This window comes from Alteromonas sp. RW2A1, assembly GCF_001886475.1.
Lineage (GTDB): Bacteria > Pseudomonadota > Gammaproteobacteria > Enterobacterales > Alteromonadaceae > Alteromonas > Alteromonas hispanica.
Genome location: NZ_CP018031.1, coordinates 187628 through 199495, shown reverse-complemented (window position 1 = coordinate 199495; position 11868 = coordinate 187628). Strand labels below are relative to the sequence as shown.

The 11868-nt window shown below is 44.4% G+C and carries 10 protein-coding genes; 6 read left to right on the top strand and 4 right to left on the bottom strand.

The features are described 5' to 3' along the window. Positions 1 to 57 precede the first annotated feature (57 nt). On the bottom strand, positions 58 to 726 hold the full coding sequence (locus BM528_RS00930; RefSeq protein ID WP_071978281.1) for a glutathione S-transferase: 669 nt from the start codon (positions 724 to 726) through the stop codon (positions 58 to 60). Between the two features lie 373 nt (positions 727 to 1099). Here BM528_RS00930 and BM528_RS00925 point away from each other — a divergent pair, with 373 nt between their 5' ends. From BM528_RS00925 to ribA, 3 genes are all read left to right on the top strand, one after another. Next, a complete protein-coding gene (locus BM528_RS00925; protein ID WP_071978280.1) occupies positions 1100 to 1471 on the top strand; it encodes a hypothetical protein in 372 nt (123 codons plus the stop codon). A 49-nt stretch (positions 1472 to 1520) separates the two neighbouring features. Continuing rightward, positions 1521 to 4385, top strand: a complete 2865-nt coding sequence (locus tag BM528_RS00920) for an EAL domain-containing protein (protein ID WP_071978279.1) — start codon at positions 1521 to 1523, stop codon at positions 4383 to 4385. Between the two features lie 280 nt (positions 4386 to 4665). Then, a complete protein-coding gene (gene ribA, locus BM528_RS00915; RefSeq protein WP_071978278.1) occupies positions 4666 to 5280 on the top strand; it encodes a GTP cyclohydrolase II in 615 nt (204 codons plus the stop codon). A gap of 207 nt (positions 5281 to 5487) precedes the next feature. On the opposite strand, the gene BM528_RS00910 is transcribed toward ribA, so the two are convergent. Beyond that, positions 5488 to 5754, bottom strand: a complete 267-nt coding sequence (locus BM528_RS00910) for a hypothetical protein (protein ID WP_071978277.1) — start codon at positions 5752 to 5754, stop codon at positions 5488 to 5490. Between the two features lie 214 nt (positions 5755 to 5968). Here BM528_RS00910 and BM528_RS00905 point away from each other — a divergent pair, with 214 nt between their 5' ends. The 3 genes from BM528_RS00905 (at position 5969) to BM528_RS00895 (ending at position 8857) form a co-directional block, all read left to right on the top strand. Beyond that, the gene (locus BM528_RS00905) at positions 5969 to 7450 is read left to right on the top strand and encodes a methyl-accepting chemotaxis protein (RefSeq protein ID WP_071978276.1); all 1482 of its coding nucleotides are present in this window, start codon (positions 5969 to 5971) and stop codon (positions 7448 to 7450) included. Continuing rightward, entirely contained in the window at positions 7450 to 7971 is a 522-nt protein-coding gene (locus tag BM528_RS00900) for a DUF6436 domain-containing protein (RefSeq protein WP_071978275.1), read from the top strand. Before BM528_RS00905 ends, BM528_RS00900 begins: the two co-directional genes overlap by 1 nt. A 148-nt stretch (positions 7972 to 8119) precedes the next feature. Beyond that, on the top strand, positions 8120 to 8857 hold the full coding sequence (locus tag BM528_RS00895; RefSeq protein WP_071978274.1) for a MauE/DoxX family redox-associated membrane protein: 738 nt from the start codon (positions 8120 to 8122) through the stop codon (positions 8855 to 8857). Here the strand turns inward: BM528_RS00895 and BM528_RS00890 are convergent. Together BM528_RS00890 and BM528_RS00885 are read right to left on the bottom strand one after the other, a co-directional pair. Next, entirely contained in the window at positions 8854 to 9819 is a 966-nt protein-coding gene (locus BM528_RS00890) for a histone deacetylase family protein (protein WP_071978273.1), read from the bottom strand. The genes BM528_RS00895 and BM528_RS00890 overlap by 4 nt on opposite strands. Beyond that, entirely contained in the window at positions 9816 to 11657 is a 1842-nt protein-coding gene (locus BM528_RS00885; protein WP_071978272.1) for a bifunctional acetyl-CoA hydrolase/transferase family protein/GNAT family N-acetyltransferase, read from the bottom strand. The genes BM528_RS00890 and BM528_RS00885 overlap by 4 nt, the downstream gene beginning before the upstream one ends. Between the last annotated feature and the right edge of the window lie 211 nt (positions 11658 to 11868).

Here is an 11868-nt window from a genome sequence, read left to right as displayed (position 1 = left end):
AGCGAGTGTTGATCCGCACCGCACATTTTTGTAACGCTAAAACAAAATCAGCATGTCCTAGGCGTAAGCGTACTCTCCACCTTTCTCAAGCGCACGCTTATAAGCTGGGCGCTCATGAACACGTTTCACGTATCCACGAATGGCGGCAAAATCATCAGCTCTACCGCTAGCTACCAAGGATTCTAGCGGAAATATCATTTGTACGTCGGCACCAGTAGGCTCGTCGCCAGCAAACCAAGTGTGATTGGCTAAATAAGACTCTACGTAACGAAGGCTTTGAGCCAAGTTGGGGCCGTAATATGCATTAATGATCCCGTCTACCAGCTTATCGGTGATGGGCTTAATGAAAAACGGTTTCGACCCTTTTTGTCGCGCCTTTTCCAGCACTAAGTTTGCCACTAGCGGCGGCATTAACGAACCCTCGGCGAAATGTAGCCAAAACCAATATTGTTGTAGCGCCTCTTCATCTTTAGGCGCAGCAAAACTCGATTCGGCATGATTTCGTACTAAATATTCTACAATGGCACCCGACTCAGCGATGGCGCCGTGTGGTGTTGATAGAACAGGAGAGCGACCAAGAGGATGCACTGCCCGAAGAGAATCAGGCGCTAGATTAGTGGTACTGTCTCGCTCATAAAATTCTATTTTGTAATCAACACCTAATTCTTCAAGCAACCATAAAATTCGTTGAGAGCGAGAATTATTTAAATGATGTAGTGTTAGCATATCTTTCCTTTAAACCCGTTGATTGTACTAGTGTGGAAACTAGGGTCTGTTAATCGCGTTATTGCTTTTGTTCTTGTGCTGTACTGTATACATTTATAACAGCCTGCAGGATTACTTATTACTGCCTGTTCATGTTGAATTGTCTGCATGTAATGAAAGCGGCTGCCCACGCTTATCGACCAGTTGCTGCTGCGTAAGTGCTGTAGTTAATCGCGTTTCTGTTCTTTTTTCTTTAACGCCTTTTATTTGCACCCAACTCATACTGCATTTAACGAAGAAAAAAGTCTGCTTTGTAATAACTATGTCGATATATTATCAGAACCTATACACTTCTACTTTTTGGTTTTTTAACACGCAAGCGATGTGAAAACTTATGCACAACCCTTCTCACCACTTTGTAACAGACATCATCAGCGCCCTTCACACTACACAAAGCAGTGTTCAAATAGCCGTACCTTTGCCTATGTCGCCGTTGAAAACTGAACAATGGGTAAACCAATTTATATCCCATTTTTCATTTCAGCCGTCGCAGCCAGATTGGGGTGCCGATAGGTATCAGGTGGTACTGACCTCTGCAGACCAAAACCCTTCCACCTCAGATAAAAAAGCATTTCAATGCTTGCTGTGCATCGAATGGTTATGTGAAGCCATATGGCTTGAACCTATTGGTAATGAGCATGTGGGAATGACGCAAAACCCTGGGTTTATTAGCGACTACTTAAAACAGCAAGCCGCGCTGGTTTGATCGGAAAACATCCATTTCCTTACGTTCACCTTTGAATTACACTAATTGAATGAAAATCAGATTGTTACCATCAACAGACAATAACAACATTACTGGCCTTTTTGCGTTGGTATGGGTAACGCTGATTTTTTTTAGCTTCTGCGGCGTCGCAACAGCTAGTGTCAGAGATATTGCCATTGATGAGTCTTTTGAAAAGGTGCTTATTAATGAATACGCCGTTACTACCTACGCTGCCAACTCCGCTACCTATTTCGACATTCTAGAAGGCACTCGTTCTTTCGCAACGCCTCAAACATCTATAGCGAATTCACGATTATGGATGTCAGCTAACATCAATCACACAGGTTTTAGTGCCATTTCCTTAGTACTTAATGTCGATCGCTTAAACCTGGACGATTTACAGATTTATCTGCTCAATGATAATAACCGTATCATTAAATCTTATCGTTATCAGGCAGGAAAAGGAGACCTCTCGCTGCCACAGCCAGCGCCAACTATTCGCCAAGCTTTCACTCTACAACCCTACCAAAATGTAAGGGTACTGATAGGAATTAAAGACAATGGGTTAACTCACATTCCTATCACTCTTTGGCAAAGGGGTTTACTCGAACAATACGATAAAAATATGCTGGTGACGCTGGGCGCAATATTGGGAGTATTTGCACTTATTATCGCGTATTTTTTACTGTCTTATTTTCACCAGCGCATAGCTACCCGATTTTGGCTTACCATGGCAACTGTCGCCATGCTGGCTACGTTTTTGATTTTTCAAAGCGGTCTTGGATTTTGGCCTAGCCTAACCAATGCCGCAGAATTGGCTTTTACCGCTAGCATCACTATGCTGCTGCTGTGCTTAGCAAAAGTTACGCATCACCTCTTTCCCCGTATTCCAATACATCTGCGCACTATCAATTTCGCCGTTGCACTAGCTGGTTTATATTGCTTGTTTGTCGCACCTGCTCAGGCGGTATTTATACTACTCATTGTCTTTGCGGCAGTGGGTTTGTGCCAGGTTTTACTGGCCATCGTGTTTAATGAAAATAAGCAAACAGGCCGCTTTTTTTCTATCGGCTGGCTTTCCCTTTTCGCTTTGTTGGCCTTGTGTGTGCAAGGCCTTTATCACCTCATGGTTTACACCTTCGACGTCATGCTAGCTATGCTGTTTTTCAGCGCTTTTAGTTTGCTGTGTTTTGGAATGGCGGCTATCGCAAAAGAGAAGTTATACAACCGCAGACAGCTGGTTAAAAAAGAAGAAATAATTACCGACTTAAATCAATTTTATGACCTCTTTAGGAATTCTGCTGAAGGTCATTACACCTCTACGTGGGATGGTACCTTGCTGTCGGTAAACCCAGCCATGTATAAGCTGTTTGGCTATGATGATGAAGAAGATATGCTGGCAACGGGAGAAAGTACTCTCGCGTTTTACGCAAATACTGAAGACAGGCAGCATCTACTTGGTGAACTGTCACAATGTGGCCATTTAACCGGAAAGGAAATAAGGGCTAAGCGCAAAAATGGCGATGAATTTTGGGTGTCACTGTCCTGCCGAATGCAGGAGAAAAGCGACGGCCCTCGCATTTTTGGTTCAATTATCGATATCACGGAGAAAAAGCAGTCCGACCTTAACCTGCAATATTTGGCTACCCACGACTCGCTAACCGGTGCCTTTAATCGCCGACAATTTGAGACTGAATTTAAGAAAAACGTAGCGTCGCCATCAACGCCCCCAGTGTGCTTATTATATTTAGATTTAGACAGGTTTAAGATTGTAAACGATACCTGCGGTCATAAAGCTGGGGATGTGTTAATTAAAGATATCGCGAAGGTAATTGAAAATACGCTTTCCAGTAATGCGCTCTTAGCTCGGCTAGGAGGTGATGAGTTTGGCGTCATTTATACCGAACTTGAAGAGCATGCCGTATATTCTAATGCAGAAGACATACTCAATGTGGTACATGACTACCGCTTCATGTGGAATAACCGAATTTTCAATTTGGGGGTTAGCATTGGCATGGTTGTCTGTGACGACGCTTCTGTCAGCGCAGGGCAATATTTAAGCATGGCTGATGCTGCATGTTACTTTGCCAAAGATCAGGGTAGAAATCAGATACACAGATATAACCGAAACGATGAGAGTATGCAGCGCTATCAGCGCGAACTCGACTGGGTATCGACCATTAACGGCGCGTTGGAAGAAAATCGCTTCGAGCTTTATTATCAGCCGTTGCGACCTCTTACAAAAGCGAACGATGGCTACTATTATGAAGTGTTGCTGCGTTTGCGTGAAGCCAATGGAAAAATAGTGGAGCCGGCTAATTTCCTGCCCACTGCAGAACGATTCGAAATGAATGTTAATGTGGATAAGTGGGTAGTAACTAATACCTTTAAATGGTTATCAGAAAACCCCGAGCATCTCGAAAAACTTAAACGCTGCAGCATAAACTTAAACGGCCATTCGCTAACAGACAGAGACTTTACGCTGTTTATTTTAAACGCGTTTGAAACCTATGGCATTCCTCACGATAAAATTTGCTTCGAAGTAATCGAGTCGGTGGCCATCATCAAATTAGACGACACGCTTGCATTTATGCAAACCTTCAATAATTTAGGCTGCTCATTCGCGCTAGACGACTTTGGTAGCGGCTTTTCTTCTTATAACTATTTAAAGAGCCTGCCTGTAGACCAAGTAAAGATAGACGGAATGTTTATTAAAGACATGCTCAACGACAGTATTGATACCGCCATGGTTGCATCGATTAAAGATGTGGCGAAAGCTATGGGAATGAAAACCGTTGCAGAATTTGTAGAAAATGAAGCCACTATGACTCAGCTTGGTAATATGGGAATAGACTTTGCTCAGGGCTACGGAGTTGCGAAGCCCGCACCATTACGCCATTTCACTCCGCTTTAATAACAAACCTTAATCCTTCCTTAAACAGGACTCAGGTTAACAAATAAAAAAGAGTGATAGGGCAAACACACCAAAACCCGTCTAAATGCGTATAATACTCCAAACAATACAATTCTATCGTTTGATTGCACAGTAAAAACAATACACACAACAAATGATATAATGTAACATTGACGAACAAATGTGCTGCCAAACCCAGCAGCAATCAGTGACGATATCCGGCTTGTAAAAGCTGAGATTATCCCCACATATGGCCTACTGTCCTAAGCGTAGAAGTAACATGAGTAGCAAACAGCCTAAATACGAATTTGTCAGTTCAGCGAAATTGCCAACACGACTTGGTGAATTCAAAATCCATGGTTTTGTAGAAGCCAGTGGCCAAGAGCATGTTGCTCTGTCTTACGGCAGCTGGAAAGAAGGCGACGTTGTCCCTATTCGTATTCATTCAGAGTGCCTTACCGGCGACTCACTTTTCAGTACCCGATGCGATTGCGGCTTTCAATTAGAAAAAGCCATGCAAAACATTGTCGATAACGGCTACGGTGTATTGCTTTACCTTCGTCAAGAAGGACGCGGTATAGGGCTACTCAACAAAATCCGTGCGTATAATCTCCAAGACAGTGGAATGGATACTGTAGAAGCCAACGAACATTTAGGCTTCGACGCCGACCTTCGCAGCTATGATATCTGTAAACTCATGCTCGATACGCTGAACATAAAGCGTGTAGAGTTGATGACTAACAATCCTAAAAAGCTTGCTGCTCTTGAAGCACTTGGTATTGATGTAGTGTCTAGACGTCCTATTGACCATGGCATTACGAAGGACAACAAGCAGTATTTAAAAACCAAAACAGAGAAGCTGGGGCATGCATTCGACCCTCACGTGTTTAAATAATATAAAATGATAATGAAAACGCCCGTTTCAATTTAGCGGGCGTTTTTTGTTTGCCCAGCGAAGCTGGCAAACCCGTCAGGTTGAAAGAAACCTGAATCACCCTGACTGAGGGGAAGATAATCCGAATGGCAAGGGCGTTCTAGTAGTTCGCGTTGAATAACAGTGTGTTAAACAACGGTGATCTTCCTACAGAGGACTTTCACCTCATTAGTTCATGCCCATGCTGGGCGTACACAAAGTCGCTGAAGATTTATCAATGCTCTCTAATACTTCTGCAAAGGTATCAGCATGGTGTTGATAATCCCACGTACTTCGAACCACTACGTAATCGAACTGGTTCCAATCAACATTTTTCTCATGCCATGAGAGCGTGGTCACCGACCACCTCAGTTCATTGAAATAAGGAATAAGCAATTCGTCATAGACAAAAAACGCTTCAAGATTATCGGTAGAAAGAAAAACAACCTGGGGCATAAAATGCTCTCAAAATAAGCACCCTCGAATAAGTGCTTTTTAATAAAAATTTCTCATGTTAACTGCCTGAATAGCCGTTAAATGATAGACCAAAGTCACATGTTAAAGGATGAGTGATTCGTTTATTATCTCGCCAATTTAGCAAGCCTCAATTATTTCATCTACACTTCAGTACGAACTTATACTTTAGTGTAAACACGTTGCGGAGACCAATATGCAGTACCCTTGGTTATTAGAAGGTCAAAAAATATTTCGCGTAGTCATTGTTGTTCAACTGATTATCGCTATTGTTATTGGCCTTATCACCGGAGAACTCCTTCCTGCGTTTATCTTTGGTATCCCTATTGCTGCCGTACCATTGGTACTCAGTATTCAGTCGCCCTATTCTGCCTTAAGCCGCCATGCGATGGCTATTGGGGTTCAACTGTTGACAGCGTTACATATTCATCAGTCTTTCGGCTTGATTGAAGTGCATTTTGAAATTTTTGTTCTACTTGCGTTTTTGTCTGTGTTTAGAGATTGGAAGGTAGTAGCGACGGGTACTGGCGTAGTGGCTGTACACCATATTAGTTTCTTCTTTTTACAATCTAGCGGCGCGTCCTTATTTATCTTTGAAGAAGGTCATGTCACTTTCTCAATTCTACTTTTACACGCCGTTTTTGCTGTGGCGGAAGGTGCGGTACTCATGTACATGTCTAAAGTAGCGCATGAAGAAGGCGCTGGTGCGGCAGAACTCACCCTTGCTATCAACAACATGCAAAAGATTGACAATAAATTAGATCTCACTGTAGATATTGATAGAAACAACAAAGTGTTGCGACCATTTGGCGAGCTAATCGACCAAGTAAGAGACCTTGTCCAGCTTGCCTCTTCGTTAACTGACGACGTAGTAACAGGCTGCGGAAAAATGGAAAATGCAGCAAATAACATGTTCGATATTAGTCATAAGACAGACCAAGAAATTGCTATGGTCTCGGCCTCGTCCGAAGAAATTGCGCAGACAATGCAGATGTCGACAGAACAAACGACCATTGCAAGCGACAAGGCACAGGCCGCTCAGGCGTCATCACAAGCTACTAAAGACTCTATCGGCACTACTAGCGCAACTATCAACTCGCTGCGAAGTACATTAAGAAGCGCCGAGAAAACTAACTCAGCATTAAACGAACAGTGTTCACATATATCCGACGCCATGCGTTCTATTACCGCAGTTGCCGAGCAAACAAACTTGCTAGCACTCAACGCAGCTATCGAGTCTGCCCGAGCCGGCGAACACGGTCGAGGCTTCGCTGTGGTAGCCGATGAAGTGCGAACACTAGCCATTCGCTCTAAAGAGAGTGCTGAACAAATTACAAGTATTACCGAACAACTTGTTTCGCAAACAGCCAGCTCGGTAGATCAAATGCAATCTTGCATCAGTTTGGTAGATGAGGCAGTAACCTCAAGTGAAAGCGCCACTAATGCCATGGCAGATATCATGCTGCAAATTGGTAACGCCAGTGAAAGTATGACTGAAATTGCCACGTCAGCAGTAGAGCAAGAAACAGCGTCGGCATCTATAGCCGAGAGCACAGCGCGATTAAGTGAATTCACGTCAAAGGAACTCGCGACGGCGGAATCACTTGCCAGCGAAGTGCAAGTGCTCTCTGGAGTTTCACAAAGAATGCGCACAGCTATCGAGCGATTCAAACTGTAATGAAAAAAGGGTTATCTTGGGCGCTGCTTGTCTTGTGGGCAGGCAGCTTACTGGCCGCTATGCTTGTTTATGGCCAACGGCAGCTGTCCGAGTTCGACCCCGACGGCATTTTACTGCACAAATCTACGTCGGTAGATTTCGACTTGCAGCTTACGCTTCTGCTAAAAAGCAACGACATCCCTAGCGCCAGTATTATTCACGTGGGTGCATCGGATAATTGTTACTGTGAAACACTGACTACTCCCCATCAAACACAGCTGCTTGCCAAGTTGGATGAATCTAAATATCAAATTGTCGATATAACGCTGGATAACGTGAGAGGTCTTGGCGATTTCCTCACCACAGTACCTGCGCTTATTGTTGTCGATGAGAACTATCAGCTACGCTATGTGGGCCCATATGCAACCGGTTACGGATGCTTTACGGGAAAAAACCTCGTTGAACAGGTAGCTAGCTATACCCACCAAACGCCTTATGTAGGCGCTGTAATCAATAGCGACGCTGTCGGCTGCTTCTGCTGAGTTGGCACGTGTAGTGCAGCTCTATTACACAAAGTTATTCTAAACTAGCCGCACAAGTGGCTACAGTGAAGGTCTTTGTTCACTCACTGTGAAACTATTGCACTGTCCACTTGCAAATGTGAAAAGCTTTCAAAGGGGATTGTACGTCATGACTAAAGCAAGAGAAGCGACACTTTATAGAATGGTGACCAACGAGCATATCTGCCCGTTCGGACTAAAATCAAAAGATTTGCTTGAGCGAAAAGGCTATAAAGTAGACGACAATCACTTAAGCTCAAGAGAACAGACCGACGCGTTTAAGGCAGAGCACGACGTAAAAACCACACCACAAACCTTTATTGAAGGGCGTCGTATTGGTGGTTACGACGATTTACGAGACTTTTTTAATCTCGAGCAAGAAGAAGACAAAGGGTCTCGCTATACGCCAATTATTGTCACCTTTTCACTCGCCGCACTAATGGTATGCGCAATAATGCTGAGCGGTGAATTTTCTTTTAGCCTAGAGCGGGCAATAATGGCGTTTATTGGCATTACCATGGTGTTGTTAGCCATGCAGAAACTTCAAGATTTAGTGGCGTTTTCTAACCAATTTATCACTTACGACCTACTCGCAATGCGTCATTTACGCTACGCCTATATCTACCCGTTTGCAGAGGCTTATGCCGGCCTTGGGATGCTAGCGAGCTTTCCTGCCTATATCGTTGCCCCCATCTCCTTATTTATTGGTAGTGTAGGCGCAGTGTCGGTGATAAAAGCGGTTTACATTGATAAGCGAGAGCTAAAATGCGCCTGCGTAGGCGGCAATTCAGACTTGCCGCTAGGCTTTATTTCGCTTACTGAAAACCTTGCCATGGTTGGTGCGGCTACTTACATGCTCGCGTTTTAGGGCTGGCTTAGCCCTTTTAAGTGAGCAACCACGCTGCGGCCAAGGGCGCTAAGGTCATATCCGCCCTCTAGCATACTCACAATGCGCCCTTCGCAGCAGGTGTCGGCAACGCGCCTGAGCGCTTGGCTAACCCAAAAATAATCGTCTTCTACGAGGCGTAAGTGAGCCATTGGATCTTCAGCATGTGCGTCAAAACCCGCTGAAATCAATATAAGCTGAGGCTGAAAATTGGTCAGCGCACTAAACCAATGCTGTACTTTTTCTCTGAACACGTCGCCGGTTATTCCCGCATCAAGGGGAACTGCCAGTATATTACTGGCTGATACCGGTGCACCGCTATGAGGGTAAAACGGATGCTGAAAGCTTGAACACAGCATTATGCGCTGATCGCCAGCCACTATTTGCTCTGTTCCATTGCCATGATGCACATCAAAATCGACAATCGCTACTCGCTGCAAATTGTAATTTTGCAATGCATAGCGCGCCGCTAAAACAATGTTATTAAACACGCAAAAACCCATGGCACTATCGTAGGTAGCGTGATGCCCAGGCGGGCGAGTAGCACAAAAAGCTTGGCGCTCGGTTCCTGCCATAACATAGTCTACTGCGTTACAGCCGGCTCCCGCAGACTCAAGGGCAGCGGCTAAACTGTACTTCATTAACCCGGTATCTTCATCTAGCCATGCTGTGGCGATCTTCTCGCCTGAATACATCGTTTTTTCATCGTCACTAAACGTAACTTGCGCAGCACGTTCAAATACACTTTTTATGTAATAAGGGTCGTGTGCCAACGATAAATACGCTTCGGGAATAGGTGTAGCGTCGCCGTGCTCGCAAATCATCTCTAACCCTGAGGACAGTAGCTGATCGTCTATGGCAAACAATCTGTCTGGCGATTCTGGGTGCTCTTTTCCTAAGTCGTGTTTTGTACCGTGTTTGCCACGGAAAATTTTTATAGTCATGTCAGTGACGCCACATCAAGTACCAACTCAACCTCACTCGGGTCGCCGGTAAATTTTCGCTTAAATTTAGCATGCTCAAAAATGGTAATCATGGGCATATTGTCTCCGCGCACGTATGCCATCATCTGGCTAATAGAGCGCTTTTTCGCGATATTAATGAGCTCTTTTAATAACAACTTCGCCATGCCCTTACCCTGTTGTGTTTCGCGGGTAACAAATGCCGCCTCACAGGTATTATCTGAAGGATTAAAATAAAAGCGTCCCACCGCATGAATAGTGATACGCGAGCCCTCTTGGCGAACTATACAAAGAGCCGCATCGGAACTTTGGTCCACGCTCACTAAATTACATGATTTTTCTCGCGACATTTGCTTAGGGTCGTAGTTATAGCGAAGGCGTAACGTCTCTTTGGTATGGGAATAAAAGAATTCCTGCAGTCGCCTTTCATCAGCAGGGTTTAGGGGGCGCATATAAAAACGTTCGCCCCGAATATCGAGTTTTTTAAGCTGAATAGCGCCGAGTTCCGGAATATCGGTAGGGTACTTTTCTTGGTAGTGCGGAACCCAGTAATGCTGGCGCACCTCTTCTAATAGCGCAGAGCGAAACTTAGGGTGGGCAACCCGAATGAGTTCAAGCGCTCTTTCTCGAATACTCTTACCTTTTAGCGACGCTATCCCATATTCGGTCACTACGTATTGCACATTTCCTCGCGAGGTAACCACACCTGCGCCTTCACTTATTTTTGGCGTAATACGCGACACTGTTTCATTTTGCGCTGTAGAGGGTAACGCGATAATAGCCTTGCCGCCTTTGCTGATTGAGGCCCCGGTTACAAAATCAACTTGCCCACCTATTCCACTATAAAAATCGTAGCCCAGAGAATCGGCAACAACCTGCCCGGTGAGATCTACTTCAAGGGCACTATTGATGGCTACCATGTTGTCATTTTTAGCGATATTAGTAGGCTTATTAACGTAACTGCTCGGATAAAACTCTATGTGCGGATTATTATCGATAAGCTCATAAAGCTTGCGAGTTCCGATGGCAAAGCTAGTCACCACTTTACCTGGGTGAAATGTTTTTTTCTTATTCGTGACTGCGCCAGACTCTAGTAGCTCGATAATACTGTCGGTGAGCATCTCGCTATGAATACCTAAATCTTTGTGCGTGCATAAATATTTCAGCGTAGCACTCGGTATTTTTCCTATCCCAAACTGTAGCGTTGCGCCGTCGTTTACTAACATTGCAACATACTGACCAATACGTTCAGCCACACTATCAATGGGAGGAGTAGATACTTCTACCAGCGGCTCATCGGCCTCTATGCAGGCGTGAATTTCACTAATGTGAATATAAGAATGACCCGCGGTGCGGGGGACATGAGAGTTAATTTGCGCAATCACTTTTTTACTATGTCGCTGTGCAGACATTGCAATATCTACCGCTGCACCTAGCGAGCAGTAGCCAAACTCATCAGGAGGGCTAACATTCACTAAGGCCGCATCTAATGCCAATGTACCGTCACTGAACAAGCTCGAAATTTCAGATAGAAATACGGGTGTATAGTCTGCCCGTCCTTCATCCACCGCTTTTCTTACCGCATCTCCGCCGATAAAAAAGGTGTTGGCTTTAAACAGGTTTTTATATTCCTCTTTTACCCAGCGTGTATCGCCTAACGCCAACATATGAACTAACTCGATGTCGCTAAAACCCTCGCTGTTATCTATGAGGTGTTGTACTAGGGCGTGAGGTACTGACGCGTTACCGCCAACAAAAACCCGACATCCGGATTTTATCAAAGAGGGCCAATCTGGCTCTTGAGGTAGACTAAATGCCATTTTCTTCTGCCTGTGTAAAATCACGATAGCTTGCGTTCATCATGCCATAAATTCGCTCACTTTCCTGCACTTATAAAAAACGAACAACTAAGCGATTAGTCTTATTAAAAGCATTCCACGGAAAACAAAAACGCCCACATAAAGTGGGCGCTTTTTGTAAAAGTGCGTGTAATAGCGTACCGAAATTCATATTGCTATAAAATTAGTAGCT

Bases quoted from the DNA above. Each gene is read 5' to 3' on its own strand.
- ribA (WP_071978278.1), top strand. From the start codon at position 4,666: ATGAGTAGCAAACAGCCTAAATACGAATTTGTCAGTTCAGCGAAATTG.
- BM528_RS00885 (WP_071978272.1), bottom strand. From the start codon at position 11,657: ATGGCATTTAGTCTACCTCAAGAGCCAGATTGGCCCTCTTTGATAAAA.
- BM528_RS00910 (WP_071978277.1), bottom strand. From the start codon at position 5,754: ATGCCCCAGGTTGTTTTTCTTTCTACCGATAATCTTGAAGCGTTTTTT.
- BM528_RS00895 (WP_071978274.1), top strand. From the start codon at position 8,120: ATGACTAAAGCAAGAGAAGCGACACTTTATAGAATGGTGACCAACGAG.
- BM528_RS00930 (WP_071978281.1), bottom strand. From the start codon at position 726: ATGCTAACACTACATCATTTAAATAATTCTCGCTCTCAACGAATTTTA.
- BM528_RS00890 (WP_071978273.1), bottom strand. From the start codon at position 9,819: ATGACTATAAAAATTTTCCGTGGCAAACACGGTACAAAACACGACTTA.
- BM528_RS00905 (WP_071978276.1), top strand. From the start codon at position 5,969: ATGCAGTACCCTTGGTTATTAGAAGGTCAAAAAATATTTCGCGTAGTC.
- BM528_RS00925 (WP_071978280.1), top strand. From the start codon at position 1,100: ATGCACAACCCTTCTCACCACTTTGTAACAGACATCATCAGCGCCCTT.
- BM528_RS00920 (WP_071978279.1), top strand. From the start codon at position 1,521: ATGAAAATCAGATTGTTACCATCAACAGACAATAACAACATTACTGGC.
- BM528_RS00900 (WP_071978275.1), top strand. From the start codon at position 7,450: ATGAAAAAAGGGTTATCTTGGGCGCTGCTTGTCTTGTGGGCAGGCAGC.